25 protein-coding genes are annotated in these 25,700 nt (G+C 63.0%); 6 read left to right on the top strand and 19 right to left on the bottom strand.

The window, feature by feature from the left end:
* Positions 1–56 precede the first annotated feature (56 nt).
* Together BLL38_RS14675 and BLL38_RS14670 are read right to left on the bottom strand one after the other, a co-directional pair.
* Positions 57–656: a YceI family protein gene (locus BLL38_RS14675; protein WP_076963192.1), complete on the bottom strand. Its 600-nt coding sequence runs from the start codon at positions 654–656 to the stop codon at positions 57–59.
* 32 nt (positions 657–688) lie between these two features.
* Positions 689–1,240, bottom strand: a complete 552-nt coding sequence (locus BLL38_RS14670; protein ID WP_076963191.1) for a cytochrome b — start codon at positions 1,238–1,240, stop codon at positions 689–691.
* A gap of 284 nt (positions 1,241–1,524) precedes the next feature.
* Here BLL38_RS14670 and BLL38_RS14665 point away from each other — a divergent pair, with 284 nt between their 5' ends.
* Positions 1,525–2,931: an adenosylmethionine--8-amino-7-oxononanoate transaminase gene (locus BLL38_RS14665; RefSeq protein ID WP_076963190.1), complete on the top strand. Its 1,407-nt coding sequence runs from the start codon at positions 1,525–1,527 to the stop codon at positions 2,929–2,931.
* 89 nt (positions 2,932–3,020) lie between these two features.
* A complete protein-coding gene (locus BLL38_RS14660; protein ID WP_076963189.1) occupies positions 3,021–3,740 on the top strand; it encodes a 16S rRNA (uracil(1498)-N(3))-methyltransferase in 720 nt (239 codons plus the stop codon).
* 68 nt (positions 3,741–3,808) lie between these two features.
* Here BLL38_RS14660 and BLL38_RS14655 read toward each other — a convergent pair whose 3' ends face one another.
* From BLL38_RS14655 to BLL38_RS14645, 3 genes are read right to left on the bottom strand one after another with little or no spacing between them, the layout of a single operon-like run.
* Positions 3,809–4,711 carry a transporter substrate-binding domain-containing protein gene (locus tag BLL38_RS14655; protein ID WP_076963188.1) on the bottom strand — a complete coding sequence of 301 codons (903 nt, stop codon included), beginning with the start codon at positions 4,709–4,711 and terminating at the stop codon, positions 3,809–3,811.
* A gap of 24 nt (positions 4,712–4,735) precedes the next feature.
* Positions 4,736–5,089: a RidA family protein gene (locus BLL38_RS14650; protein ID WP_076963187.1), complete on the bottom strand. Its 354-nt coding sequence runs from the start codon at positions 5,087–5,089 to the stop codon at positions 4,736–4,738.
* A 9-nt stretch (positions 5,090–5,098) separates the two neighbouring features.
* Complete coding sequence (locus BLL38_RS14645; protein WP_076963186.1) at positions 5,099–6,340, bottom strand: D-amino acid dehydrogenase; 1,242 nt, start codon at positions 6,338–6,340, stop codon at positions 5,099–5,101.
* A 105-nt stretch (positions 6,341–6,445) separates the two neighbouring features.
* Between BLL38_RS14645 and BLL38_RS14640 the strand changes: the two genes are divergently transcribed.
* Positions 6,446–7,348, top strand: a complete 903-nt coding sequence (locus BLL38_RS14640; protein WP_057960866.1) for a LysR family transcriptional regulator — start codon at positions 6,446–6,448, stop codon at positions 7,346–7,348.
* 140 nt (positions 7,349–7,488) lie between these two features.
* Here the strand turns inward: BLL38_RS14640 and trhA are convergent, their stop codons facing one another.
* On the bottom strand, positions 7,489–8,106 hold the full coding sequence (trhA, locus tag BLL38_RS14635) for a PAQR family membrane homeostasis protein TrhA (RefSeq protein WP_076963185.1): 618 nt from the start codon (positions 8,104–8,106) through the stop codon (positions 7,489–7,491).
* Positions 8,107–8,237: 131 nt separating this feature from the next.
* Between trhA and BLL38_RS14630 the strand changes: the two genes are divergently transcribed.
* A complete protein-coding gene (locus tag BLL38_RS14630; protein WP_076963184.1) occupies positions 8,238–9,152 on the top strand; it encodes a LysR family transcriptional regulator in 915 nt (304 codons plus the stop codon).
* Positions 9,153–9,798: 646 nt separating this feature from the next.
* Here the strand turns inward: BLL38_RS14630 and madM are convergent.
* From madM to BLL38_RS14575, 11 genes are all read right to left on the bottom strand, one after another.
* Entirely contained in the window at positions 9,799–10,563 is a 765-nt protein-coding gene (madM, locus tag BLL38_RS14625; RefSeq protein WP_076963183.1) for a malonate transporter subunit MadM, read from the bottom strand.
* A 5-nt stretch (positions 10,564–10,568) separates the two neighbouring features.
* Positions 10,569–10,961: a malonate transporter subunit MadL gene (gene madL / locus BLL38_RS14620; RefSeq protein WP_076963182.1), complete on the bottom strand. Its 393-nt coding sequence runs from the start codon at positions 10,959–10,961 to the stop codon at positions 10,569–10,571.
* A gap of 66 nt (positions 10,962–11,027) precedes the next feature.
* The gene (gene mdcH, locus BLL38_RS14615; protein WP_076963181.1) at positions 11,028–11,933 is read right to left on the bottom strand and encodes a malonate decarboxylase subunit epsilon; all 906 of its coding nucleotides are present in this window, start codon (positions 11,931–11,933) and stop codon (positions 11,028–11,030) included.
* Positions 11,930–12,526, bottom strand: a complete 597-nt coding sequence (locus BLL38_RS14610; RefSeq protein ID WP_076963180.1) for a malonate decarboxylase holo-ACP synthase — start codon at positions 12,524–12,526, stop codon at positions 11,930–11,932. The genes mdcH and BLL38_RS14610 overlap by 4 nt, the downstream gene beginning before the upstream one ends.
* Entirely contained in the window at positions 12,520–13,299 is a 780-nt protein-coding gene (mdcE, locus tag BLL38_RS14605; RefSeq protein WP_076963179.1) for a biotin-independent malonate decarboxylase subunit gamma, read from the bottom strand. The genes BLL38_RS14610 and mdcE overlap by 7 nt, the downstream gene beginning before the upstream one ends.
* Positions 13,296–14,138, bottom strand: coding sequence for a biotin-independent malonate decarboxylase subunit beta (locus tag BLL38_RS14600; protein ID WP_076963178.1), 843 nt, complete (start codon positions 14,136–14,138; stop codon positions 13,296–13,298). The genes mdcE and BLL38_RS14600 overlap by 4 nt, the downstream gene beginning before the upstream one ends.
* The gene (locus BLL38_RS14595) at positions 14,131–14,430 is read right to left on the bottom strand and encodes a malonate decarboxylase subunit delta (RefSeq protein WP_076963177.1); all 300 of its coding nucleotides are present in this window, start codon (positions 14,428–14,430) and stop codon (positions 14,131–14,133) included. The genes BLL38_RS14600 and BLL38_RS14595 overlap by 8 nt, the downstream gene beginning before the upstream one ends.
* Positions 14,430–15,287 (bottom strand): triphosphoribosyl-dephospho-CoA synthase, encoded by an 858-nt coding sequence (locus BLL38_RS14590; protein ID WP_076963176.1) that lies wholly within the window; start codon positions 15,285–15,287, stop codon positions 14,430–14,432. The genes BLL38_RS14595 and BLL38_RS14590 overlap by 1 nt, the downstream gene beginning before the upstream one ends.
* On the bottom strand, positions 15,288–16,958 hold the full coding sequence (mdcA, locus tag BLL38_RS14585) for a malonate decarboxylase subunit alpha (protein WP_076963175.1): 1,671 nt from the start codon (positions 16,956–16,958) through the stop codon (positions 15,288–15,290).
* A gap of 101 nt (positions 16,959–17,059) precedes the next feature.
* On the bottom strand, positions 17,060–17,776 hold the full coding sequence (locus tag BLL38_RS14580; RefSeq protein ID WP_076963174.1) for a hypothetical protein: 717 nt from the start codon (positions 17,774–17,776) through the stop codon (positions 17,060–17,062).
* A 121-nt stretch (positions 17,777–17,897) separates the two neighbouring features.
* Positions 17,898–18,149 carry a DUF6124 family protein gene (locus BLL38_RS14575; protein ID WP_076963214.1) on the bottom strand — a complete coding sequence of 84 codons (252 nt, stop codon included), beginning with the start codon at positions 18,147–18,149 and terminating at the stop codon, positions 17,898–17,900.
* Between the two features lie 485 nt (positions 18,150–18,634).
* Here BLL38_RS14575 and BLL38_RS14570 point away from each other — a divergent pair, with 485 nt between their 5' ends.
* Both BLL38_RS14570 and BLL38_RS14565 read left to right on the top strand, forming a co-directional pair.
* Positions 18,635–18,913: a type II toxin-antitoxin system RelE/ParE family toxin gene (locus BLL38_RS14570; protein WP_076963173.1), complete on the top strand. Its 279-nt coding sequence runs from the start codon at positions 18,635–18,637 to the stop codon at positions 18,911–18,913.
* Positions 18,914–18,927: 14 nt separating this feature from the next.
* Positions 18,928–19,215, top strand: coding sequence for a HigA family addiction module antitoxin (locus BLL38_RS14565; RefSeq protein ID WP_029300442.1), 288 nt, complete (start codon positions 18,928–18,930; stop codon positions 19,213–19,215).
* Between the two features lie 158 nt (positions 19,216–19,373).
* Here BLL38_RS14565 and BLL38_RS14560 read toward each other — a convergent pair whose 3' ends face one another.
* Together BLL38_RS14560 and BLL38_RS14555 are read right to left on the bottom strand one after the other, a co-directional pair.
* A complete protein-coding gene (locus BLL38_RS14560) occupies positions 19,374–19,829 on the bottom strand; it encodes a chemotaxis protein CheW (RefSeq protein ID WP_057440365.1) in 456 nt (151 codons plus the stop codon).
* On the bottom strand, positions 19,822–25,677 hold the full coding sequence (locus tag BLL38_RS14555; RefSeq protein WP_076963172.1) for a hybrid sensor histidine kinase/response regulator: 5,856 nt from the start codon (positions 25,675–25,677) through the stop codon (positions 19,822–19,824). Before BLL38_RS14555 ends, BLL38_RS14560 begins: the two co-directional genes overlap by 8 nt.
* Positions 25,678–25,700: the final 23 nt, after the last annotated feature.

The raw sequence follows: 25,700 nt of genomic DNA, 5'->3' as shown, positions 1-25,700 counted from the left end.
TTTTATGCCTTCAAACTACTGTAGGAGCAAGCTTGCTCGCTCCTACAGACAAAGCATTACTTCGCTTTTACACCTTCAAAGGTGATGTACAGCTCAACCTTGTCGGACTGTGGACCTACATCCATACCATCCTTGTTGAACTCTTTGCGGCTGATGCTGGTGGTGCCTTCAAAGCCGGCACGGTAGCCACCCCATGGATCCTTGCCTTCACCCAGGAACGTAGCCTTGACCACGATTGGCTTGGTGACCCCGTGGAAAGTCAGGTCGCCAGTGACATCGGCAGTCAGCTTGCCATCGGCATTCTTGCCGGTTGGCTTGACGCTGGTGGAGACAAACTTGGCATCCGGGAATTTGCCCGACTCCAGGAAGTCCTTGCTGTTAACGTGCTTGTCGCGCTCGGCATGGTTGCTGAAGATACTGGCGGTGCGCACATTCACTTCGATCTTGGCATCTTCAGGCTTGGCAGCGTCAAAGCTGAACTTGCCGTCCAGGTCCTTGAAAGTACCGGTGATGAAGCTGTAGCCCAAGTGGCTGATCTTGAAATCGACGAAGGCGTGCTGGCCTTCTTTGTCGATCACGTAGTCAGCCGCCATCGCCGAACCAGCAGACAGCAGAGCAGAACCAATTGCCAGAGCGGCGAGAGTTTTTTTCAACATGCTTTCTATTCCTTGTGAGTCGAGGTTGAACATCAGGCTTTGCGCCCCAGCATACGGACCAGGGTTGCATCACGATCAATGAAGTGGTGTTTCAAGGCCGCCACGCCATGCAGGCCGGCAAAGACCACCAGCACCCAGGCCAGGTACAAATGCACCAGCCCGGCTACATCTGCCTGGTCCGGTAGACCGGAAACCACGGCAGGAATTTCAAACAAACCAAACACCGGGATCCCGACACCGTCTGCGGTGGAAATCAGATAGCCGGCAATCATCACCGCAAACAGCCCCAGATACAGGAACCCGTGGCCGAATGCGGCACCGATACGGGTCAGGCGGCTATAGCTGGCCAGCGCTGGCGGCGGCGGGCTGAGCAGGCGCCAGACAATGCGCACCAACATGACCGCAAACAACGTAAGGCCAATGCTTTTGTGCAAATCCGGCGCGTCTTTACGCCAGGCGCTGTAATAGTCGAGACCGACCATCCACAAGCCCAGCGCAAACAGACCGAACACCACCAGTGCCACGCCCCAATGAATCACAATGCTGACCCAGCCGTAGCGGGTCGATGAGTTTCGTAGTTGCATTAACCAAATCCCGTAAGAGCCGTGCTCAAGACTAGCGTTTTACTTATCGATATAAAGCGGAAAATTTCGCTATGAAACATCGAAAAAAACGATCTTAAAGAGTACACAGATTAAGTTAACGATGGATTAACGACTATTCCTAAGATACGTGACAGACCGTCCTGCATTTATCGCGAATTATCCTACAAACGCTCAATTGGGTTGTGACACCGCCCGCCATTGCATAGGCTTGCGCGATTGTTTTGCCTGCGCGGGTCACGGCAGCGCTTCGAGGAGACGAAAAGATGGGCTTGAATAACCAGTGGATGCAACGCGACCTGGCGGTGCTGTGGCATCCCTGCACCCAGATGAAAGACCACCAGCAGCTGCCGCTGGTGCCAATCAAGCGCGGTGAAGGCGTGTGGCTGGAAGACTTTGAAGGCAAGCGCTACCTCGATGCTGTCAGCTCCTGGTGGGTCAACGTGTTCGGCCACGCCAACCCGCGTATCAACCAGCGTATCAAGGATCAGGTGGACCAACTGGAGCACGTGATCCTCGCCGGCTTCAGCCACCAGCCGGTGATCGAGCTGTCCGAGCGCCTGGTCAAGCTCACCCCCGAAGGCCTGACCCGCTGCTTCTACGCCGACAATGGCTCGTCATGCATCGAAGTCGCGCTGAAAATGAGCTTTCACTATTGGCTCAACCGCGGCCAGCCGAACAAAAATCGCTTTGTCACCCTGACCAACAGCTACCACGGCGAAACCATCGCCGCGATGTCGGTTGGCGATGTGCCGCTGTTCACCGAGACCTACAAGGCCTTGCTGCTGGACACCCTCAAGGTGCCAAGCCCGGACTGCTACCTGCGCCCCGATGGCATGAGTTGGGAAGAACATTCGCGCAACATGTTCCAGGCCATGGAACAAACCCTGGCGGATAACCACGCCAGCGTCGCCGCCGTGATCGTCGAGCCGCTGATCCAGGGCGCCGGTGGCATGCGCATGTATCACCCGGTGTACCTCAAGCTGCTGCGCGAAGCCTGCGACCGGTATGGCGTGCACCTGATCCACGACGAAATCGCCGTGGGCTTCGGCCGCACCGGCAGCATGTTCGCCTGTGAACAGGCGGGTATCCGCCCGGACTTCCTGTGCCTGTCCAAGGCCCTGACCGGCGGCTACCTGCCCCTGGCCGCCGTGGTCACCACCGAGGATGTGTACAGCGCCTTCTACGACGACTACCCAACCCTGCGTGCCTTCCTGCATTCCCACAGCTACACCGGCAACCCGCTGGCGTGTGCGGCGGCCCTGGCGACCCTGGATATCTTTGAAGAAGACAACGTCATCGAACACAACAAGGCCCTGGCCCAGCGCATGGCCACCGCCACCGCACACCTGGTGGACCATCCCCATGTGTCGGAAGTGCGCCAGACTGGCATGGTGCTGGCCATCGAGATGGTCCAGGACAAGGCCACCAAGGCCGCCTACCCGTGGCAGGAACGGCGCGGCCTGAAAGTGTTCGAGCATGCCCTGGAGCGCGGCGCGTTGTTGCGGCCCTTGGGCAGCGTGGTGTATTTCCTGCCGCCGTATGTGATCACCCCGGAGCAGATCGACTTTTTGGCCGAAGTGGCCACTGAAGGCATTGATATCGCCACTAACAGCACAGTCAGCGTGGCCGTGCCCAAGGACTTCCACCCAGGCTTTCGCGACCCCGGCTGATTGAACCCAGCCTATTAATCTGGCGCCTGGCCTGCCGCATCGCGGGCAAGCCCGGCTCCCACAGGTTTTGCATTTTCCCGAGAACAGAAATGAGACTGTCGCGTTTTTTCACCGATACCCCGCTGAGCCTTGGCGACCACGAACTGCCCGAAGCCCAGGCGCATTACATCAGCCGCGTGCTGCGCATGAATGAAGGCGATGCCGTGCAACTGTTCGACGGTTCTGGCCAGGAATTTCGCGGCAGCCTGCTGGAAGTCGGGAAAAAACGCGTGACGGTGCAGCTCACCGAAGCCTTCGCCGGCCAGGTCGAATCACCGCTGCACATTCATCTGGGCCAGGGCCTGTCCCGGGGCGAGCGTATGGACTGGGCCATCCAGAAAGCCACCGAGCTTGGGGTCAACGCCATCACGCCGATCTTCAGCGAGCGTTGCGAAGTACGCCTCAAGGACGAACGCGCCGACAAGCGCCTGCTGCACTGGCGCCAGGTCGCAATCAGCGCCTGCGAGCAATGCGGGCGCTCCACGGTGCCGGTGATTCACCCACCGTTGTTGCTGGCCGATTGGTTGCAACAGGCCGAGGCGGATTTGAAGCTGGTGCTGCACCCGGTGGCCGAGCCACTGGTGAGCCATGCCAAACCGTCGAGCCTGGCGTTTTTGATCGGCCCGGAGGGAGGCTTGACCGATGGCGAAATCCAGACCGCGCAAGGCGCAGGCTTCCACGCCGCACGGCTGGGGCCGCGGGTGTTGCGCACCGAGACGGCGCCGGTGGTGGCACTGGCCGTCGCACAACAGCTATGGGGCGACTTCTAACCCCACCTTGCAAACCCAATCAAAAATGTGGGAACTGGCTTGCCTGCTCCCACATCGGGATGGGTGGGTTACTCCACCGGATCACTCACCGGCTTGGCAATAATCGCCTTCAGCTCGCTGGTCATGGGGAATTCCAGGTTCAAGCCCTTCGGCGGGATCGGCTGTTCAAACCAGCGCTGGTAGATCCCGTTGATTTCCCCCGAGCTGTACAGCTCGCCCAGGGTCTCGTTGACCACCGCCAGAAACTGCGGGTCGTCCTTGCGCACCATGCAGCTGTAGATTTCCCGCGACTGCTCCTCGCCCACCACCACCCACTTGTGCGGGTCTTGGGCCTTGGCGCGCTCGCCGTAGAGCAATGCGTCGTCCATATAGAACGCCACGGCCCGGCCCGATTGCAGCATCTGGAACGCCTCGCCGTGATCCTTGGCGCTGATCACCGACATATCCAGCTTGTGCTCATGGTTGTAGCTCTTGAGGAACCGTTCGTTGGTGGTGCCGGCGGTGGTCACCACGTTCTTGCCGCGCAGGTCGGCGAAGCGCTGGATGCCGCTGTCGTTGGCGGTAAGCAACTGGCCCTTCACATAGATAAAGCCATAGGAAAACGCCACCTGCTTCTGCCGCTCGGCCGTCACCCCGGTGGAGCCGCACTCCAGGTCCACGGTGCCGTTGATCACCAACGGGATGCGCGTCTGCGAGGTGACCAGGTTGTACTTCACGTTGAGCTGGGGCACGCCGGTCTTCTGCTGGATGCGCTCGACTATCTTGCTCGCCAGGTCCACCGAATAGCCCATGGGTTTGCCAGTGTGGTCACCGACATAGGAAAACGGCACCGATGCATCGCGATAGCCCAGGGTGATGCTCTTGGCATTCGCGATCTTGGCCAGGGTGCCTGTCAGCGGCGCTTCATTGGCCTGGGCCTGGGCCGCCAGTAACAGCCCGAGGGCCGTGCCGATCAACGTGATTTTTTGCATTGTTATTCTCCGTTGGTTTTCTTGTTATGGGCGGCGTACAGCGATAACGCTGATTTCCACCAGCACACCGGGGCGTGCCAGTTCCGCCTGCAGGGTGGTGCGGGTCGGTGCCTGGCCGGGCGTGAGCCAGGCGGACCAGACATCATTCATCGGCGCAAAGCCCTCCTGGATATTCTTCAGGTAAATGGTCGCGTTGAGCAGATGATCCTTGTCGCTGCCGGCTTCGGCCAGCAGCGCATCAATTTTGGCCAGCACCTCTTGGGTCTGGGTGGTGACGTCCTGGCCGTCGCCCGGCACCTGGCCAGACAGGAAGACCAGCTCCTGGAAGGTCACGGCGCCCGACAGGCGATTATTGCTGTTGATCCGGGTGATGGTCATTGCAGTGTCCTAAGCGGCGCGGGGCGCAAGGCCCTGCATATCAATGGAAGTGGTGTGCTGGCCGATCAACTCCGCCAACAGCTGGCCGCTGCCACAGGCCAGGGTAAAGCCCAGGGCGCCGTGGCCAAGGTTGAGCCACAGGTTGCGGTACACACTGGCGCCAATCAACGGCACACCACTGGGGGTGGCCGGGCGCATGCCGGCCCATTCGATGGCCTGGCTGTAGTCGCCGGCCAGGGGGAAGGTCTCACTGGCCTGGCGCTTGATCAGGGCCAGGCGCTTGGGCTCAAGGCCGGTATCAAAGCCGACGATGTCGACCATCGCCGCCACCCGCAATTGCTCGCCGATCCGTGCGTAAACGATCTTGCGGTCATAGTCGGTGATGCTGATTTTTGGCGCGGCGTGCTGCGCGCCAATCGGCACGCTCAGGCTGTAGCCCTTGAGCGGGTACAGCGGCAGCACGATGCCCGGCAAGGCCAGCTCGGGGCTGCGGACTCCGGCCGCCAGCACCAGATGCTGCACCGGCATCACCTCGCCGCCCAACTCAATCCCCTGCACCGTGCCGTTGGCCTGGCGGATACCCGTGACCTTGCGCCCCAGCACAAACCGGCAACGGCCCGACGCGGTAAGGCGTGCCGCCAATTGCTGGCAGAAGCCATGACAATCCGCCACTTCTTCATTGGGTGTGTAGATGCCCCCGACAAAATCCGTGGCCCCCAGGGTCGGCTCCAGGCGTGTGCAGTCGGCCGCCGACAGCACTTGCTGTTGCAGGCGATCGAGCACCTTATTGCGAGCGTGTTCAAAGCTGTGGTGGCTGCGAAACGTCACCAGCTTGCCGTTGCGTTTCCAGTCGAAGCCGTCCAGCCCGTCTTCTTCACGCCACCGCTGCAAGGTGCCCTGGCTCAAGGTGGCCAGGCGCAACAAGTGGCCGGCATTACGCTTGTTGACGGAGGCCCGGCAGGCACCGAGGAACGCGGCCATCCAGCGCCATTGCGCCGGGTCCAGGCGCGGGCGCAGCTTTAACGGCGAGTCGCCGCGCAACAGCCAGCCAATGGCTTGCAACGGCACGCCTTTGTCCGCCAGCGGCGCAACGTAGCGATAGGACAACTGGCCGCCATTGGCAAAACTGGTCTCGCTGCCCAGGCTGTCGCGGGCTTCGACCACCGTCACGTCCATGCCGGCGCGCACCAGGGCATAGGCGCTCGCCAGACCGATGACCCCACCGCCAATGATGCAAACCTGCTGAGCCATGTCGATTCCCGAGCGTTGTAATGAACACCAAGATTAGGGCCAGGTGACAGGCGCCGGACAATGAATAAAGATGGGCCACCTATAAACAAAGGTTATGGACTCGTCATGCGCTTGCGTCATATCGAAATCTTCCAGGCCATTCGCCAGACCGGCTCGGTCAGCGCCGCCGCGCAGTTGCTGCATGTCTCACAACCGGCGGTGACCAAGGTGCTGCAACATGCCGAGCTGCAACTGGGCTTCCCGCTGTTCCTGCGCATCCGCGGCAAGCTGCAGCCCACCCCGGAAGCCCTGGCCCTGGAGCGCGAAGTCGATAAGGTCAGCGAAAGCCTGCAAGGCGTGCGGCGCCTGGCCCAGAACCTACGGCGCGCACCCGGCCAAAGCCTGCGTATCGGCGCCACGCCAGCCCTGGCCTTGTCGCTGCTGCCGCCGGCGATTGGCGAATGGACCCAGCGCTACCCGGACATCGCCTGCGAACTGTCCAGCGCCCACAGCCGTGAGCTGGTGCAAAACCTGTTGATGCGCGAGATGGATGTGGCGCTGACCCTCAAGTCCCCGGACCATCCCGGGCTCAAGGCCCAGGCATTGGCCCACGGCGTGCTGGTGGCCCTGGCGCCACGGGGTTTCTGGCCGGCGGCGGAGCTGGGCAAACCTTTGCCGTTGATGGCCCTGGCGGGCGCGCCGTTGATTGGCCTGTCGAGTGCCGACCCACTGTCGGCGCGGCTCGACAGCTACCTGGAAGCGGTCGAGCCGCCGCCGCGCGTGCGGATCTCGGTGCAGACCTATTCCCTGGCCCGCGCCATGGTGGAATCCGGCGCCGGCCTGGCGGTGATCGACCCCTTCACGGCGCTGGGCGCGTCCACCGACAGCACCTGCATCCGCCCCCTGGCCCCGCCGCTGCCCATCACCTTATATGCCCTGACCCGTGCCGACGAGCCACCGCCGCATATGTTGGCGAGCCTGCTGGAGATCTTTGGCAGTCGTGCCCAAGAGCAGTTAGACCGTCTCTAAAACACCACAAAACCCATGTGGGACTGGCTTGTGTGGGAGCTGGCTTGCCTGCGATGCAGGCGCCTCGGTTTATCAGTTACACCGCAGTGATGCGATCGCAGGCAAGCCAGCTCCCACACAAGCCAGCTCCTCCTACAGTTTCAGAGCACATAACGCATGATCGCCACAAAATGCAGCAGGCTGCCGCCAATCACAAACAAGTGCCAGATCCCATGGGAATGCCTTAACCGGTGCTCCAGGGCAAAAAAGATAATCCCCACCGTGTACAACACCCCACCCGACGCCAACCAGATAAACCCATGCGTACCCAGCGCCGCGATCAGCGGCTTGACCGCCACCAACACAATCCAGCCCATCACCGCATAAATCACAATCGACAAAATCCGCGCCTCCGAGCGCGGCTTGATCTCCTGCAAGATGCCGATCACCGCCAGCCCCCAGACAATCCCGAACAGCGTCCAGCCCCACGCCCCGTTCAGGGTCACCAGGCAAAACGGCGTATAGCTGCCGGCGATCAGCAGGTAGATCGAAAAGTGGTCGACCTTCTGCATGATCGCTTTCTTGCGCCCGCGCACGCTGTGATACACCGTCGAGGCGCTGTACAGCACCAGCAGGGTAAAACCATAGATCGCCACGCTGACGATCTTCCACGGGCTGCCGTCCAGGCTCGCCACCACCAGCATCCACACCGCGCCGATAAAGGCCGCCACGGCGCCGAGCAAATGGCTCCAGGCGTTGAATCGTTCGCCGTGATACATACCTCATCCACCTCCAAAACGGCTGCACGTCCCCGTAAGGCTCATGCCTGACAGGCGAGAGTGCAAGACCGTTATGACGGTTGCGGCGCTTTAAGGGCACAATCGAGCGCATTCCAATAAGAGCCACCGCCATGCTGATCGACGAAGAATTCACCCTCAAGAAACTGGAAATCTTCCTGGCCTTCATGCGCACCGGCAACCTGGCCCGCGCCGCCGCCGAGTTGCACACCAGCAATGTCAGCGTGCACCGCGCCATCCACTCCCTGGAAAACGCCCTGCGCTGCCCGCTGTTCAAGCACGAAGGGCGCAACCTCACCCCGCTGGAAAGCGCCTACGTGCTCGAAGAACGCGCGCAAAAGCTGGTGCAAGACGTGGTCGACAGCGTGCGCCTGACCCGCGAAGCCGCCGGGTTCTCCGCCGAGCGCTTCAAGCTCGGCGCCCTGTATTCACTGACGGTCAAGACCGTGCCGCAACTGATCATGGGCCTGAAAATCAGGCGTAGCGAGCTCAATATCGACCTGATCCTGGGCTCCAACGTCGACCTGATGTACAAGCTCAAGAACATGGAAGTGGATGCGATCCTGATCTCCCTCGACGACCAGGCCGTCGAGCCGGACTGCGCGCAGATCCAGCTGTTTTGCGACGACATCTTCCTCGCCACCCCCGCCGACTCGCCCCTGGACCGCGAACAGGAAATCGACCTGGCCCAGGTGCGCGACGCCACCTTCATCACCCTGACCCAAGGCTTCGCCACCCACCAGGACGGCGCACGGGTGTTCAAACAGGCGGGTTTCGAGCCGAAGGTGGCGATGCAGGTCAACGACATCTTTACCCTGCTGAGCATGGTCAGCTCGGGGGTGGGCTATGCCTTGCTGCCAGGGCGGATTGCGGCGGTGTATGAGAACCGGGTCAAGCTGATCCCGTTGCAGCCACGCTACCGGTTGCAGCAGCACATAGGCGTGGTGTTCTTGAAAGCCAAGGAGCGCGATCCGAATTTGCTGGCGTTGTTGGCGGAGTGTCGGATGTATGCCAATCGGCAGGTTTGAAACCGCCATCGCAGGCAAGTCGAATCGTCGCACCGCCGCTCCCACATTTGAAATGCAGTCCACTGTGGGAGCGGCGGTGCGACGATTCGACTTGCCCGCGATGAGCATAGGTATCTACACAACTCTCTTCTCGGTCTGTGTACATATCCATTATTGCGATGGCGGCCAGTCAGCCAACGTATTTATCGACTGATACACCGCCATCGCGGGCAAGCCCGCTCCCACAGGGGTACGCGCACGCTTCAAGGATCAGGTCGGCTGTCAGGCCGCCTCGCTTTGCTTGTGATTTTGATCTTAGGCGCCCCGTTAAACCACGCTGGCCGTCATCCGATATTGATTTGGGGGGTAAACCGGCAGGACGCCGGTTTAGCCGCGCTGGGCCATGGATGGCCCATCGCGGCGGCCCCCCAAATCAATGTCGGATGACGGGCACACCGAGCCTAGGCGAGGTGCCGAGTGGTGGGGCAAGAGCGTTTTGCTTACTTTTGACTGGGCCGGCACTCCGGCTTTTCAAAAGTGAGCCGCCGTCAGGGCGGAACCCTAAGTGGCCGTTACCGCAGCAATGGATATGTACTCATACCCAAAAGAGAGTTGTGTAGATACTTATGCCGCGATGAGGCCCGACCATTCACTCGAAATTAGCGAATCAACCCACCAACCCCCGCATCACCAAAAACAACAACGAAGGCCCCAACAAACACCCCAGCGCCGTATAAAACGCCGCTGTCAGGCAACCATAAGGCACCAGCTTCGGGTCAGTCGCCGCCAACCCGCCCGCCACACCACTGGACGTGCCCATCAACCCGCCAAAGATCACCGCACTGCGCGGGCTGTTCAGGCCGATCAGCGGCGCGACGAACGGGGTCATGACCATCACCAAAATGGCCTTGATCAACCCCGCCGCAATCGACAGCGCCATCACCTCGGAACTGGCGCCAATCGCCGCGCCGGTCACTGGCCCGACGATGTAGGTCACAGCCCCGGCGCCGATGGTGGTCAGGCTCACTGCATCGGTATAACCAAACGCCATGGCCACCCCGACGCCGGCGATAAATGACGAGCCGACGCCGACAAACAATGCCAGCACCCCCACATACCCGGCGCGCTTGAGCTCATCGACACTCACCCCGAACGCGGTGGCGACGATGGCAAAGTCGCGCAGCATCGCACCGCCCAGCAGGCCGATGCCCGACAGCAGCGGGATATCCACCACGCCCTTGGCCCCGCCGGTAAACGCACCGCCCACATAGGACAGGAGCAGCCCCAGCAGGATTGCGATGGCCGAACCATGCAGGCGGCCTTTGGTGAAGGTGTCGCTGATCCAGTAGGACACCCACATGGTCAGGCCGATCACCGCAAAACCACTGATCAGGCCGTAGCCGGTGATGACTTTCATCAAGGATTCGTACATGGCGCTCACCCTGCCGACTTGGGAGTGACGACCGCATCCGGCTCACGCTTGCCGATGCGTACCAGCACCGGCACCAGGGCAAATGCCACCAGCACCGCGCAGGTGCCGGCAAGGATCGCCATGGGGCCGCCACTGATGGCGCCATACACGTTTTGCTGGGCGGCCATGGCCACCACAATCGGGATATACACCGCCGCCCAGAAGCTCACACCCTGCTCCGACTTGCCGGTAAACAGGCCACGCTTGCCCAGGTAGCTGCCCAGGCCGATCAGCAGCAACATCGCGATCCCCACCCCACCGACGTTGGCCGGGATGCCCATCCATTGGCCCAGCAGCTCGCCGACAAACAGGCCTGCCAGGGTACACAGGGCCAGAAACGCCACACCGTAAATAATCATGCTGGTAGTCCTCTTGATGCTTGATCGAAATTGTTGTTTTTGTGCTTCGAAAGCCAAGGTCATGCTTTATCGATGGTGGCGGCCCTCCTGTTCCAGCAAGGCCTGCAAGGTGTCCAGGCGCGCGCCCTCGAAGGCGATCACCGTGCCTTGCTCAAATACCCGCCGCGCAAGGCCGGTGAGGACCGCACCCGGGGGCAGTTCGATATGCAGGCGCACGCCGCGCTCATAAGCGCTTTGCACGGTGCCGCGCCAATCGACGAGGCGACACATGTTGAACGCCAGGTCGTCGCGCAACTGCGCGGGATCACGAATTGGCCGCGCCCGGGTGCTGCTCAGGTAGGTAATGGCCGGCGCCTTGAGCGTGACCTTGGCGAACGCCTCGGCCAGTGTTTGCGCAGGCGTATCCAGCAACGCGCAATGGGACGGCACGCTGACGGCCAGGCGCTTGGCCACGCCCTGGCCTTTGACGCGATCCGCGACCCGTTGCATGGCTGCGTCGCTGCCGGCAATCACGCACTGGTTGTCGGCATTGATATTGGCCAGGTACACCGGTGAACCGGGGGCATGGACTTCGGCCAGCACATTTTCGACGGTGGATAACTCCACGCCGATCAGCGCGGTCATGCCATAGCCCTGTGGATAAGCGCGCTGCATCAGCTCGCCGCGCAGGCTGACCAGCCGCAGCGCATCGGCAAACGCCAGGGCGCCGGCAATCACCGCCGCCGGATACGCGCCGATGGACAGGCCCGCCACGTAGTCCGGCGTGTGTTGCAACTGACGGGCATGGGCCACGCCGGTGATCAGCAGGCACAGTTGCACAGCGCGGGTGCTGGCCAGGGCCTGCGCCGAATCGAGCTGGCGCACATCTTCGGCCAACGCGTCACTGGCCTCATCCAGAACGCCCGCAGGCAGTTGCTGGAGCATGCCCGGGCGTTGGGCGCCCTGCCCCGGAAACACCAGGAGGCTGCTCATGCCACGGCCTGCCAAGGGTCGCTGACCAGTTGCGCACCGCTGGCGGTTTTCAGCAGCACCCGCCGCGCTGGGCCGGCCCATTCACGCAAGGCGACCGCGCCGTAAGGGGTTTGCAATTGCAGGTCCACGGCACACGGCGCGGTGTCCAGAATCGCCAGCAGAGCCTCGGCCTCGCCACGCTCAAGACGCTCGGGAGTGCGCAGCAGCAAATCCAGGTCGCTCTGGGCATGCAGTGCCTCAATGCCCGTGGCCAACTCGAAACCCGCGCTGCCGGTAACCCCCCAAACCTTGCACGCCAGCACCGGGCGCAATTGATCGAGGGCGCACAATGCCGGTAAATCCCGGGGCGAAATCACCCCGCGCAGCGCCTCCGGCGTCACCCGCCTTTGCACTGCCGCCTGGGGCATCACGGCCGCAAAACGCTGCTCACGCAAACGCCCGCGCACACCCACCGCCACATAGCCCGGTTCGGCCAGCGCCCGGCGCACCACCACCGGGTGTCCCGCAGCGATCACCGCCCGTACCCAGACCGGTGCGTCAGCCGGCAGGTGCGCCAGGGTCATGCCCCAGAGCAAGTCGTGGGCGTTCACCATTGTTCCCGCAGCAGCTGGCGTACATGGCTGGACGCGGCACGGTTGGCGGCGCCCAGGCGCCCGCGCAAATCCCGCACGCCGCTGTTCTGCACCTCCTCGATCGCATGCACCAGGCAACCCCTGACCTGCGCCAGGTCGGCGGCGGTTGGTTGTTCAATCTGGCTGACCGTCAGGGTTTCCCAGAGCAAGCCGAGGCTGGCATAGCTGTCGATGTCATAGGCCATGGGCGGCACGCTGGCGGCCAGGGCTTCCAGCTCTTCGACGCTGCGCAGGGTGACTCGCGCCGCCGAGGCCTTGCCCATGGCGTGCACCATCACCCCAGGGTCGCGCAGGGCAATCAGGCGATTGGCCTGGTAGCCATGGGCGAGAAACGCCCCGGACATGGCCTTGCCCACCAGCAACCCGATCACCGGGTGCCCGGCCAGGCGCGCACGGGCATAACTGTCCGCCGCCGCCGCCAGGGCCTGATGAATGCCCAGGGCTTCTTCGCGGCGCCCATAGGCCTGGCTCGGCACGTCGACGATGGCAATGATCGGGCGCTGATCGCCGCAGGCGATGGCTTCATCCACCGCCTTGGCCAGGCCCCAGCCTTCCAGCAGGCCGACTTCGCCCTGGCGAGCACGGGGGAAGCGGTTGGCGGCATCCGGCACCACCGCGATAAAGCGCACGGCCTGCTCGCCGAGCAGGCCATCGGCGACTTTCAACGATGCCGGCAAACCCGCCACAGGCGCTGTGCCGGCGCTTAATGCGTTGAACCACTGCAAGCCTCTCATGGGCGTTCTCCCTGATACAGGTCACGAACCGTAGCCGGCTCGATCTGCGGCTCGGTGTCCAGCGCAGCCAGGCGCGCCAGGTAATAGTCGGCCTGGCGGCTGCGTTGCGAGGCCGGCAAACCTTGCTGCAACAGTTCACTGATCTGCTGGCGGATCTGCGCCACATCGTCCGCCACATAGCGGTCGGCCAAACCCGTGTTGAAGCGCTGCTCGCCGCCGGTCAGGCTCCAGATAAAGGGCCGGTCGCGGGAGTCGTATTCTTCCAGGCCGGCTTCCTGCTCGATCACTTGCGGACCGTTCAGGCCCAGGCGCGCTTCGCGGGTCACCAACAGGTAGCTGCACAGGCCTGCGGCAATCGACATGCCGCCAAAACAGCCAACGCTACCGGCCACCACGCCGATCACCGGCTGGTACTGGCGCAGGTCGACAATCGCCGCGTGGATATCGGCAATCGCCGCCAGCCCGAGGTTGGCTTCCTGCAAGCGCACGCCGCCGGTTTCCAGCAGCAGCACCGCACGCGTCGGGATGCCGTTGCGGTTGTCCTCGGCGGCCAGTTCCAGGGCACCGGCGATTTTCGCCCCGCCCACTTCACCGAGGCTGCCGCCCTGGAAATTGCCTTCGATGGCGGCGATCACCAGCGCCAGGCCGTCGAGCGTGCCCTTGGCAATCACCACCCCATCGTCGGCCTGCGGCACCACGCCCTGGCGGCTCAACCACGGCGACATCACACGCTGGAACGGGTCGATCAGTTCGCGGTAGCTGCCGGCATCGAGCAAGGCCTTGGCCCGCTGGCGGGCGCCGAGTTCGACGAAGCTGTGCCGGTTGAGTAAATCAGTCATGGCCAAGCTCCTCGAAACCTTGCTCCAGGCGCAAACGCACCACGCCGGGGGTGGCGCCAAAATCGTGGATCTGGATGTTCAGCGCCGGTGGCGTCTGCTCCTGGAAGAGCCGCTGGAACAGATGCTGCCAGCGTTGCTCGGCGCCATTGACCGAGGTGTGCACCTGGATGCTCAAGGTGCCCGCCATGCCCGGCTCCAGCAGCACTTCAAGGTCGCCGGAACCGACGCAACCCACCAGCGCACGACCTTTGGGCGGCTGCCCGGCGGGGAATTCAAAGGATAGGATTTCCATCAAAACGCTCCGTCGCAAGACTCGATGCGGTCGATAAACAGGCAGGCGGCCAACAGGTCGGCGGCGCCACCGGGGGAGGCATTCAGCGCCAGCAGTTGCTGGTCCAGCTCATTGAGGCGACGCCGCCCGGCCAGGCTCGCGCTGCCGCCCGCATCCAGCACGGCCTGGGCGCCCCGTTGCATGGCCTGCAAGCCATCGGTGCCGGCGCGGTAGAGCACGCAGGTGTCGGCCAGTTGGGTCATGATCGCCAGCAGCGCATCGAGGCGCGCGTTCTGCTCGCCGTGTTGTTGCAAACGGCTTGCGCGCAGTTGCGGCAGGCCCCGTTGCAACACCGCGGGGAAGCCCAGTTGCGCCTCTTCGCGGGCGCCACGTACGCCATAGCGTTGCGCGACCTGCGCGCCATGGCTCAACGGTTGCGGGGCAAAACGGTCATTGAGCAGGGCCAGGCGCGCAGCCCTTAAAGTCAGCGCATTGGCCGTGCGCGAAGCAGGCGCCAGCGCGGCGGCGGCCACCAGCAGGCCAAGGGCCCAGATCGCACCACGGTGGGTATTCACGCCCTGGGTAGTGGCGAGCATCGCCTGCTCGCCTTCGCGGCCGATCCGGCCCAGGGCTTCGCGCAGCGGCAGGCCGATCTCGCCCAGGGCAATCGCCGCTTCGGCCATTTCCTTGAAGGCCGGCCACAAGGACAGCGCCGAGGCGTGCATCAGGCCCAGGTGCAAATCCTGATGGGCGCCATTGCCGCGCCGATCCACCAGCGCCGGCTTGGGCGACAGGTCCGCTTCGTCGATCAGTGCATCGACCGCCAGGTCCGCCAGTTGCTCGGCCAGGGTCAGTGTGTGCCGTTTGAGTGCGTGCATTTACCAGCTCCTGAACTTGGCAGGCGGGTTGTACAGGCCACCGGACCAGTCCACCAGGTCGGCCACGCTTTTGGCCGCCAGCAGTTCGCGGGTGGCGTCGGTGCGGCGGATCCCGAGGTCTTCGGGCCAGGCGATCAGGCCTTCGCGGCGCATGCGCGCGGTGTCCTTGGGGTTGTGGCGCAGGCCGATGGCGGTCACCCCGGCCACTGCGGCGATCATCGCCTGGCGCTCTTCCAGGGAGCGCGCCTTGTACAGGTAGGCAATGCCTTCTTCGGTGAGCAGGTGGGTCACGTCGTCGCCGTAGATCATGATCGGCGCCAGGGGCATCCCGCTTTTGCGCGCCACTTCCACCGCATCCAGGGTCTCGACGAAGGTCGGTTTGCCGCCCTCCTGGAAGGTCTCGACCATTTGCACGACGAGTTTTTTACCGCGTTCCAGCAGGGCTTCGGGGGCATCGTCATGGCGCATATCGAGCCAGGCCGGGGTGCCGTGGCGGCGCCCGCGTGGGTCGTGGCCCATGTTCGGCGCGCCGCCAAACCCGGCGAGCCGGCCACGGGTCACGGTGGACGAATGACCGTCGCCATCCACCTGCAACGTGGCGCCGATAAACAGGTCCACCGCGTATTGCCCCGCCAGTTGGCAGAACATCCGGTTGGAACGCAACGAGCCGTCGCGGCCGGTGAAGAACACATCCGGGCGCGCGGCGATGTAGTTTTCCATGCCCAGTTCGGTGCCGAAACAATGCACGCTTTCAACCCAGCCGCTTTCGATGGCGGGGATCAGCGTGGGGTGCGGGTTGAGGGTCCAGTTGCGGCAGATCTTGCCTTTAAGGCCCAGGGACTCACCGTAGGTCGGCAGGATCAGTTCAATCGCGGCGGTATTGAAACCAATGCCATGGTTCAGCGACTGCACGTTGTGTTTTTCGTAAATGCCACGGATCGCCATCATCGCCATCAACACATGCACCGGCTTGATATGCCGGGGGTCGCGGGTGAACAGCGGCTCGATATAGAAAGGCTTATCAGCCACCACCACGAAATCCACCCAACTGGCCGGGATATCCACCCGGGGCAAGTCGCTGACGTCGTCCACCAATTGGTTGACCTGCACGATGACGATGCCATCGCTGAAGGCCGCCGGCTCGATCAGCGCCGGGGTGTCTTCGGTACTGGGGCCGGTGTAGATATTGCCGGCGCGGTCGGCCATAAAGCCGGCGGACAGCACCACGTTGGGGATCAGGTCCACCACCAGCCGTGCATAGAGTTCGATGTAGGTGTGGATCGCGCCGACTTCCAGCAGGCCGTCTTCGAGCAACTGGCTGATGCGCAGGGATTGGGTGCCAGCAAACGAAAAATCGAGCTTGCGCGCGATGCCCTTTTCAAACAGGTCCAGGTGCTCGGCGCGCCCGACGCTGGGCATGATCATGTGCAAGTCGTGGAGCACGGCCGGGTCGGCCTTGGCCAGGGAGCGCGAGAGAAAGTCGGCCTGCTTCTGGTTATTGCCTTCCAGCACCACACGGTCGCCGGGCAGGATCAGGGCTTGCAGGGCCTCGACGATCCGGTCGCTGGGCAGCACGGCCCCGTCGGCAAACGCCTGGACCAGCCCAAGCCGCCGCTGCTTCTCGTCGCGGCGCCGCGTCCAGCGCGAGTCGGGGGTTATGGTTGTTGTCATGGTCGCTCCACGGGTTCGCTGTCGTGGGGCTCACCATAGGAGTGAATCGGGGGGGTATCAATCAAGCTCGGTGGTGGACTGTTACGGTTGGAGTAACGGTCCTACAACCATTCCATACGCTGGCGCCATACGGTCCAGCCCATGGCAATGCCTGCCACAGTATGAAACCCCAGCACCGCCGCCAGGCTCCAGCTCACCAGCCCGGCAATCGCCTGCACATAGATCGGCACAAGCAGCAGCATCCATCCAAACAACAGGCACGCACCACGCTGCTCCCACTTCTTCAACCTACGCAGGTAGGCGACGATGGCACAGCCCAACGCGGCGCCCAGGAACACAACCAGCAGGCTCGTCACTGCATATCCTGTCATCACCGGCCAGCCCAGAGACCACAAGGGCAGGCAGACGACCGACAGGCTGAGGGCGCACACCAGAATAAACACAAACACATATTCAAAGATCGTCAGGCCCAGGCCACGGACGAAGCTGCGTGCCTGCTCGCTTTCGTCCTTGGTCGGACCTTCCGAGATCGCCACCGCAAGCAGGCCCGAGCCCAGGCCTCCCAGGGTCATGACCACAAAATTGGTCACGATCTCTTTGATTTCCTTGCCGGTGTCGCTGAGCGTCAGCAGTTGCAGAAACCCCAGAATCAGCATCGCGCCCACCGACGTGATCCCGAACCCCACGAGCTTGCCGCGCCTGGTCGGGTATTGCATCGTCACGCTGGCGGTGATTACCAGCACCACAAACCACATCATTAAAGCGAAGGTAAACGGGTTGAGGTTATACAGCCGGGCAAATACGTCAAATAGCCACATTGGGTTGTTGCTTCCACCGAAAGACTCCTCGGGTTATCGGCGGGTTTACGTGAGGCTTTACCCGAGCAGGCATCAGTCCCAAAAAGGGAACGAACGGTCCCTTTCTGGGACTGATCAAGTTTTACGCAGCGACCGCAGGCGATATCTGCTCCAGCGCGCGTTCGACCAGCAGTTGGCCCAGTTCGGTCATTTGTTGGATGGCCAGGAGTACACCGCGCTGGGCGCCGTTCAGCTCAAAGGCCAGGCCGCAGGTCAGGGCGTTGAGGGAGGCGAGGGTTTCGCTGGCGTTGACCAGCAGGGTTTCGGTGTTCTGGTGCGGGTTGACGGTGAAGATACTGGATGAGGTAGGCGGGTTGGGGGTGGGTTTGATCATGGTGAACATCTCCGATATGTGAAGGAGACTGACACCGCTTGCTTGCACGCAAATCGGGTGGCAGCTGTGCGCAGGTGTGCAAGACCGGGCATATCGGACCCCGGCAGACCCGAAGGTCTCCCACGCACAGCCGCCATAACAAACACAGCAGGCATAAAAAACGCCCGTTGAATGGCTATGGGCGTTGGTGCGCCGATATGTAACCGGACTTGCACGTCCGTGTCACCGTTTTTTGCGATGACCGACCAAGCCTAGGGGCGAAGGCGGCGAGCGACAAGTTCATGGGCGGCGCGAAAACGTGCGGGAAAAATCTGAAGGCATCATGCCGCACGATCATTCCTACAGATTTTTAGGGTTGTTGCTCGGATGGCACCTCTCTAGCCTTTGGAATTTGAATCATCTCACCAGCAGAACATTATGAATCTGGCCCTAAAACCCGATACAAGGCCATTGCAGAGCGTGATGTCTCACATCACAATCCATCCATGATCGTCAGTTGGAAACACAAGGGGCTCCAGAGCTTTTATGAAACAGGATCAACCAAAGGCATCAACGCGGGTCATGCGAAACGCTTGCGTCGTGTGCTGCTGATTCTGGATAGCGCAGGACACCCGGGCGAATTGAATCTCCCAGGATGGCGTTTTCATCGACTCAAAGGCGATCTGCTCGACTACTGCTCCGTCAGCATTAGCGGTAACTGGCGCATCATTTTTCGTATGCTTGATGATCACGTCGAACTGGTTGATTACCTTGACTACCATTGAACAGGGGCACGTACATGGGTATGCACAACCCGCCACATCCCGGCGAAATCCTGCTTGAGGATGTGATGCCCAGCTTGGGCATCACCATTACCGAAATGGCCCGGCGGCTCGGCTTTGCCAGGGAAACATTCTCCAGGATCCTGCATGGTCACGCGCCAGTCAGCCCAGACCTTGCCGTGAGGTTGGAGCGGGCAGGCATCAGCAAAGCGCGGTTATGGTTGTCGATGCAAAGTACCTACGATCTTTGGCAAGCAGAGCACCGTGAACAACCGGTCATTGAGCGTTTTGCGCAGATTGAGTAAGGTTTGGCGCCAAGCGCAATCCAATGTGGGAGCTGGCTTGCCTGCGATGCAGACGCTTCGGTGTGTCAGTTAAACCGAGGGGATGCTATCGCAGGCAAGCCAGCTCCCACACAAGCCAGCTCCCACATTGGGTCTTCAGAGATGCTGAGTACGGGTGTTCAGGCCAACCCAGCCTCGACCAGTAGCGCTTCCAGCCCCATCAGGTCCGGCACTTTCGCCACATGCTCGCCGACCTGTACCGCCGCCAGTTCCAGCGGTGATAGGGGGACGTCCACATAGCTCAACTGGCTGTCGAGTTTGTACGAGCGGGGAATGCCCTGGATCACCAGCGCGATAAATTTCAACGTCGGCCGCCCGCCCAGGGCGTTGAGCACGACGATCCGTGCACGTTCGCTGACAACGCTGGTGCCACCGCAGGCGGCTTCAAAGCTGATCAGGGGCAGTTGCTGGTCGCGCCAGGTCACGGGCCGCAGGTACCACGGCGGGGCGTCGCTGGCCGGTTCGCCGCGCTGGAAGTCGATCAGTTCGGCCACCGCCACGTTGGGCAGCAGCAGGTGACGATCGGCCAAGGGCAGCAGCAAGCCGGTGAGTTGGCTGGTGCGGTGGTCAAGCATGTTTCGGGCTCCAGTAGGCGATGCTTTCGAGCAACACCGACTCTTGATAGGGCTTGCCAAGGTAGTCGTTGACGCCAATCGCCATGGCCCGGTCGCGGTGTTTCTGGCCGGTGCGCGAAGTGATCATGATGATCGGCAGGCGCGCAAGCCGTGGGTCGTTGCGCACCTGGATCGCCACTTCAAAGCCATCCATGCGCGGCATTTCGATATCCAGCAACATCAGGTCGGGGGTGTGTTCTTCCAGCAAGGTGATGGCGTCGATGCCGTCCTTGGCGGTCAGCACGTTCATGCCGTTGCGTTCCAGCAGGCGGCTGGTGACTTTGCGCACGGTCACCGAGTCGTCCACCACCAGCACCAGCAACCGCTGTTTTTTCTGCGGTTCGTTGACCGCCAATGCCGTGTCCGCCGCTTGGGCCGGCAAGGCCGGGGCCAGGGCGCGGATCTGCGCCAGCAGGTCGATGATCAACACCACGCGGCCATCGCCGAGGATGGTCGCCCCCGACAGCCCCTGCACCGCCGCAAACTGCGGGCCCAGGCCCTTGACCACGATTTCCCGGGTGCCGGCCATGTCATCCACCTGCACCGCAATATGCCGGTCGTTGCACTGCATCAGCAGCACCGGCAGCGGCTGGTTCTGCCCCAGCAGCTTGGGCCGGGCCACGGTGTGCAGCAGCTCGCCCAGGTAATACAACTCGTAGCGCTGACCGGCGTATTCATACACCGGCGGATCCAGTTGGTAATGCCCTTCCAGCTCGTTGGGCAATACGCGCACCAGACCCTGGATGGTGTTCAGCGGAATCGCGTATTGGTCATCAAAACACTGCACCATCAATGCCCGGTTGACCGACACGGTAAACGGCAGGCGAATGCGAAAGTGCACGCCCAGCCCCGGCATGGAGTCGATCACCATGCTGCCGCCCAACTGGCGCACTTCTTCATGCACCACGTCCATGCCCACGCCGCGCCCGGAGATCTGGGTGATTTTTTCGGCGGTGGAAAAACCCGGCTGCAAGATGAACTGCAACACGTCGCGGTCGCTGATCTCCGTAGCCGGGTCCAACAGGCCACGCTTGATCGCCTTACGCCGCACCGCATCCAATGGCACGCCGGCGCCGTCGTCGCGCATGTCGAAGATGATGTCGCCGCCTTCGTGGCTCAGGTCCAGGGTGATCCGACCTTTCTCCGGCTTGCCCGCCAACAGCCGTGCATCCCGCGATTCCAGGCCGTGGTCGACGGCGTTGCGCAGCATATGTTCCAGGGGCGCGGCCATGCGCTCCAGCACGTTGCGGTCCATCTCGCCCTCGGCATTGCCGACCACGAATTCCACATCCTTGCCCAGCTCACCGGCCACTTGCCGCACGATACGCTTGAGGCGCGGCAGCATGCGCTCGAAGGGCACCATGCGCGTGCGCATCAGGCCTTCTTGCAGCTCGGTGTTGATTCGCGCCTGTTGCTGCAACAGGTTTTGCGCGTCCTGGTTGCGCTGGTCGAGGGTTTCCTTGAGGTCCAACAGGTCCGAGGCCGACTCGGACAACGCGCGGGACAGCTGTTGCAACTGGGAATGGCGATCCATTTCCAGCGGGTCGAATTCTTCGTAGCCCAGGCGCTCGGTCTCGGCGTGCTGGCGGCTGAGGATGCGCCCCTGGGTTTCGGTATCGAGGCGCCGCAGTTGGTCGCGCATGCGCTCGATGGTGGTTTCCACCTCGCTGAGGGCGGCGCGGGCATCGTTGACCTGCTGCTCGATGCGCCCACGGAAAATCGAGGTTTCGCCGGCAAGGTTGACCAGGTCATCCAGCAGCTCGGCAGAGATCTTCACCATGTCCGCGCCCGGCTCGCTGGCGGCCGGCGCTTCGGGTTTGCCGGTGGCCATGGCGACCGGTGCGGCCTGCTCTTCGCTAGGCTGGACCAGGCTTTTGATGCGCTCGATCAGGCGTTCCACCGAACCGACCGGCAACCCCGCCGCCACCGCCTCGACCATCTGCGCCAGGCGGTCGTGACAGCCCTGTAGCAGCGCAAACAGTTCGCTGGTGGGCGCCAACAAGCCCGCCGACAAGCCTTCGTAGAGAAACTCCAGCTCATGGGCCAGGTCGCCGATGGGGCCGATTTCGACCATGCGCGCGCCGCCCTTGAGGGTGTGCAGGTCGCGCAGCAGGGTCTCGACTTCCTGGCGGCCCTGGGGCTCGGCCTGCCAGCGCAACAGCGCGGCGCCGGAGCTGTCGAGGATGTCGGCGGCTTCTTCAAGGAAGATATCCAGCAGCTCGGGATCACTGCCGGCCCCCTGCACCTCGGGCGGCGCAGGCGCCGCCAGGGGCACGGCGTTCTGGCGCACTTCGCGCAAGCGGCTGATCAGGGTGCTGGAGTCGCTCAACGGTTGCTGCTCTTGCAACTGTTCCAACTGCAGGGCCAGGTGTTCATGGCTGTCCATCAACACTTGGGCGATTTCAGCGCAGTAGCTGTAGCGTCGGTCCACCAGGCCTTCGTAAAGGTTTTCCAGTTCCTGGGCCAGGTCGCCCACCGGGCCGATTTCGGCCATGCGCGCGCCCCCGCGCAGGGTGTGCAGGTCGCGTTGCAGGGACGACAGTGGCGCCACACTGTCGGGCTCCAGCAACCAGCGCTTGAGGGCCTGCCCGGCGCTGTCGAGGATATCCACCGCTTCCTCAAGGAAGATCTCGACAATCTCATCGTCCACCGCCCAGTCCTGTTGCAACTGGGTGGTGGCCGCGCCCAGTTCGCCAATGCTCAGGGCGCGGCTGCCATCGGTCTTGATCAGGCCGGTGGCGCTGGGGTCGAGCCCTTCATCGAGCAACTCGCGCAAGGCCCTCATGCGCGCCGGCGCCGGGCTGACTTCCTGGCCGGCAGCCAGTTGGTCGAGCATGTTGATCAGGGCTTCATGGGCCTGTTCGGCCTCCTGGAAAAACCGCTCGCCGACCGCCAGGCTGCTCTCTTCCACCGCGCCATACAGGTCAAGCAAGGCTTCGCACAGCTCATCCATCGGGTGCAGGTCGGCCAGGTGCGCGTCCTCGCCCAGGGTGGTCAGTTCATCCAGCAACGCACTGAGTTCCTGGCGCTCGCCCGGGTGTTGCTGCCAGCGGCGCAAGAGGCTTTCGGCGTCGAGCAGGATGTCCATGCCCTGGGCCAGGAAGTTGCTGATCAACTGTGGATCGCGCTTGACCCGCAGACCCGTGCTCGGCGCATTGAGGAAGGCTTCGAGCTGGCTGTCGAGACGCGCCTGGGTGCGCTCGATCAAGGACGGCGCGCCGTCGATGGGCGCCAGGGGGTCATTGTCCAACTGGCGCAGGCCGCGCTGGAACAGGGCTTCGCCCTCCAGCAGCAGGTCGATTTCCTCCAGGTCCAGGGCCAGGCGATGGGCCTTGTACTCGCGGGTCAGGTGGTCCAGCGGCCGCGCCAGTTCGGCGATGGGCAAGACGCCCGCCATGTAGGCACTGCCCTTGAGGGTATGCAGGGCACGTTGCAGTTCATCGCTGACCGGCAGCGGTATCTGTTCGGTGGCCTGGTGCAAAAAGCGATTGAGGCTGTCCAGGTGGCTCAGCGCTTCGTTGCGGAAGATCTCCAGCAGCAGCGGGTCAAGCGCGCTGTCATCCTGGGCCGCGGCCGGCGGTAACGACGCGCCACTGGCCAGGGCATGGGCACGTGCGGCAAGGTGGTCGACATCATCGCGCTGGCGCTGGGTGTCGGCGGCGAATTCGGCGATCAAGGCCGGCAGCAGCACCAGCACGTCATCCAGCACCGCCTGGACCTCGGCGCCCGGCGCGACCACCCGCTCCAGCACGCGGTTGAGCAGGTTTTCCACGGCCCATGCCAGCTCCGCCAACACCAGGGCACGCACCATGCGCCCGCTGCCCTTGAGGGTATGGAAGGCGCGGCGCATGTCGCTCAGGGCGGCTTTATCTTCAAGGCTGGCGGCACCTTGGGGCACCAGGCGCTGCAACACTTCCAGCACTTCGGCGGTTTCCTCCAGGAACACTTCGCGCAGTTCATCATCCACCGACTCTTCATCGGCTGGCGGCGGCAGCAGGCTGCCCGGGCGTTGCAGGGCCGGTGGGTTGAGACGTGGGGTCGGGCTGGCCAGGGCCTGTGCCAGGGTCTGGGAATCGACCGGCAATTCATCGTGCGGTGCCGAGGGTTCCTGGCGCCAGGCTTGCTGCGCGGGCACTGGCGCATAACCTAGCGCCGCGAGCCCTTCAAAAGCGATATCCAACACCCGCTCGCCCGGTGCATCCGGGTCCTGCAGCATGCGCTCCAGGTAGTGTTCCAGGCTGGTGAGCACATCGGCGCAATGCTCCAGCTGCGCCGCCGGCGGCGCGGTGTCATGGCCCATCCACTGTTCATCGACGTAAATCTTGAAGCCCCGCACCAGGCTCGCCGCGCGCGGCAGCGGGATCATCGCCAGGGCGCCACGCACCTGGGTCAGCAATTGCGGCAGGGACTCCAGGCGCTGCGTATCCCATTGCGCCTCAAGGCAGTCAATCACCAGCTCCCGCGCCTGCTTGAGGCACTGGCATGACTCCTTGATCACCAACTGGTGGATCTGGGTCAGGTCGGTGGTGGGCAGGCGGCTGTCTTCACGGTTTTGCGGTTCGACGGTGCCGACCATCCCGGCCAGGGTCGCTTCGACATACAGCAACGCCCCGGCCACATCCATCAACACCGCATCATTGGGCTCGCGCTGCCCCTGGGCCAGGCCCTGGACCACCGCCAACTGGTCGATGATCACTTTGCGCGGCTGGCCAAAGCCCAATACCGCCAGGGTATCGGCGATCTGCCGCAACGGCGCCAGCAGGCTGTCCAGGCCGCCGATGTGCTGGCGGTCGCTGCGCACAAACAGGTCCAGGCGCTCCTTGACCCGCACCAACTCCTCACACAACGCACCGAGCACCGAGCCCATGGCGTTGCGGTCCGGCCCGGCCAGGCGCGCGCGCTCGGCATCGACCACGGTGCTGTCGGGCAAGGCTTCATCCAGGCCGTAGCGTTCCTTGAGGCTTTGCATGCGCGGCGTCGGCCGGGTGACTTTGGCGATGTAGAACAGCAGGCTCTTGAGCAACTGGTCCGGCGCCGGGGTATTGATCCCCTCGATGCCCTGGATTTGCAGGCGCTTGAGCACCTTGTCGCAGCTCTTGAGCAGGCTGCGTAACGCCGGGCTATTGGCGATGACGCCGGTGAGCATGCCTTCGGCCAGTGCCGAGGTGACTTGCCACAACGCCAGCAACGGCGCGCCATGGCACAGCGCTTCCAGTTGCGCGAAGACCCGCGCCATGTCTTCGAGGTTGCTCGGGCCGTGGTCTTCACGCAGTAGCCCGGCCAAGCCCTGTTGCAGCATTTGCCGCCATTGCTGCAGTTGCTCGGCAAAATCGGCCGGCGCTCGTTGGGCCAGGGCGTCCTCGGGCAGCGGTGCGATCACCAGCAGTTGCGGGCTGAACAGGCTGGTTTCCGAGAGCAGGCTTTTGCCATGCACGCTGCGCAGGTCGTTGAGCAGCGGCAACACCACCAGGGGCAGGTCGCGCCGCGCGCTGTGCACACGCTCCAGGTACAACGGCAGTTGCCCGAGGGCCTGTTGCAGCAGGCGGATGCCTTCTTCGCGCTGGCTGACCTGCCCGGCCTGCAGGGCCTGGGCCAGGTGCTCCATTTCTTCTGCGAGCAGTGCCGCGCCGTAGAATTCGACCATTTGCAGGGCGCCATGGACCTGGTGAATGCCTTCCAGGCACTGCGCCAGGGCTTGCTCGCGGGCGTCGTCGGCAAAGGCGTCCAGCGCCGCACGGGCCTGCTTCAGGGTTTCGGCGATCTCGCCCTTGACCCATTCGAGGGCGACGTAGTCGTGCCGGTCAACCATAACGACTCCCGAGTGAGTTAACA

The organism is Pseudomonas gessardii (genome assembly GCF_001983165.1).
In the GTDB taxonomy this organism is placed as follows: Bacteria; Pseudomonadota; Gammaproteobacteria; order Pseudomonadales; family Pseudomonadaceae; genus Aquipseudomonas; species Aquipseudomonas gessardii.
Note: the sequence above shows the minus strand (reverse complement) of the source record. Positions and strands in the feature narration are given on the sequence as shown.

What these genes read in the sequence shown, in the direction of transcription:
- BLL38_RS14645 (WP_076963186.1), bottom strand. Translation starts at nt 6,340, where the DNA reads ATGGCTCAGCAGGTTTGCATCATTGGCGGTGGGGTCATCGGTCTGGCG.
- BLL38_RS14565 (WP_029300442.1), top strand. Translation starts at nt 18,928, where the DNA reads ATGGGTATGCACAACCCGCCACATCCCGGCGAAATCCTGCTTGAGGAT.
- BLL38_RS14590 (WP_076963176.1), bottom strand. Translation starts at nt 15,287, where the DNA reads ATGCACGCACTCAAACGGCACACACTGACCCTGGCCGAGCAACTGGCG.
- BLL38_RS14675 (WP_076963192.1), bottom strand. Translation starts at nt 656, where the DNA reads ATGTTGAAAAAAACTCTCGCCGCTCTGGCAATTGGTTCTGCTCTGCTG.
- BLL38_RS14660 (WP_076963189.1), top strand. Translation starts at nt 3,021, where the DNA reads ATGAGACTGTCGCGTTTTTTCACCGATACCCCGCTGAGCCTTGGCGAC.
- BLL38_RS14665 (WP_076963190.1), top strand. Translation starts at nt 1,525, where the DNA reads ATGGGCTTGAATAACCAGTGGATGCAACGCGACCTGGCGGTGCTGTGG.
- madL (WP_076963182.1), bottom strand. Translation starts at nt 10,961, where the DNA reads ATGATTATTTACGGTGTGGCGTTTCTGGCCCTGTGTACCCTGGCAGGC.
- BLL38_RS14655 (WP_076963188.1), bottom strand. Translation starts at nt 4,711, where the DNA reads ATGCAAAAAATCACGTTGATCGGCACGGCCCTCGGGCTGTTACTGGCG.
- mdcA (WP_076963175.1), bottom strand. Translation starts at nt 16,958, where the DNA reads ATGACAACAACCATAACCCCCGACTCGCGCTGGACGCGGCGCCGCGAC.
- BLL38_RS14580 (WP_076963174.1), bottom strand. Translation starts at nt 17,776, where the DNA reads ATGTGGCTATTTGACGTATTTGCCCGGCTGTATAACCTCAACCCGTTT.
- mdcE (WP_076963179.1), bottom strand. Translation starts at nt 13,299, where the DNA reads ATGAGAGGCTTGCAGTGGTTCAACGCATTAAGCGCCGGCACAGCGCCT.
- BLL38_RS14600 (WP_076963178.1), bottom strand. Translation starts at nt 14,138, where the DNA reads ATGACTGATTTACTCAACCGGCACAGCTTCGTCGAACTCGGCGCCCGC.
- mdcH (WP_076963181.1), bottom strand. Translation starts at nt 11,933, where the DNA reads ATGAGCAGCCTCCTGGTGTTTCCGGGGCAGGGCGCCCAACGCCCGGGC.
- BLL38_RS14595 (WP_076963177.1), bottom strand. Translation starts at nt 14,430, where the DNA reads ATGGAAATCCTATCCTTTGAATTCCCCGCCGGGCAGCCGCCCAAAGGT.
- BLL38_RS14610 (WP_076963180.1), bottom strand. Translation starts at nt 12,526, where the DNA reads ATGGTGAACGCCCACGACTTGCTCTGGGGCATGACCCTGGCGCACCTG.
- trhA (WP_076963185.1), bottom strand. Translation starts at nt 8,106, where the DNA reads ATGTATCACGGCGAACGATTCAACGCCTGGAGCCATTTGCTCGGCGCC.
- BLL38_RS14570 (WP_076963173.1), top strand. Translation starts at nt 18,635, where the DNA reads ATGATCGTCAGTTGGAAACACAAGGGGCTCCAGAGCTTTTATGAAACA.
- BLL38_RS14640 (WP_057960866.1), top strand. Translation starts at nt 6,446, where the DNA reads ATGCGCTTGCGTCATATCGAAATCTTCCAGGCCATTCGCCAGACCGGC.
- BLL38_RS14555 (WP_076963172.1), bottom strand. Translation starts at nt 25,677, where the DNA reads ATGGTTGACCGGCACGACTACGTCGCCCTCGAATGGGTCAAGGGCGAG.
- madM (WP_076963183.1), bottom strand. Translation starts at nt 10,563, where the DNA reads ATGTACGAATCCTTGATGAAAGTCATCACCGGCTACGGCCTGATCAGT.
- BLL38_RS14575 (WP_076963214.1), bottom strand. Translation starts at nt 18,149, where the DNA reads ATGATCAAACCCACCCCCAACCCGCCTACCTCATCCAGTATCTTCACC.
- BLL38_RS14560 (WP_057440365.1), bottom strand. Translation starts at nt 19,829, where the DNA reads ATGCTTGACCACCGCACCAGCCAACTCACCGGCTTGCTGCTGCCCTTG.
- BLL38_RS14670 (WP_076963191.1), bottom strand. Translation starts at nt 1,240, where the DNA reads ATGCAACTACGAAACTCATCGACCCGCTACGGCTGGGTCAGCATTGTG.
- BLL38_RS14630 (WP_076963184.1), top strand. Translation starts at nt 8,238, where the DNA reads ATGCTGATCGACGAAGAATTCACCCTCAAGAAACTGGAAATCTTCCTG.
- BLL38_RS14650 (WP_076963187.1), bottom strand. Translation starts at nt 5,089, where the DNA reads ATGACCATCACCCGGATCAACAGCAATAATCGCCTGTCGGGCGCCGTG.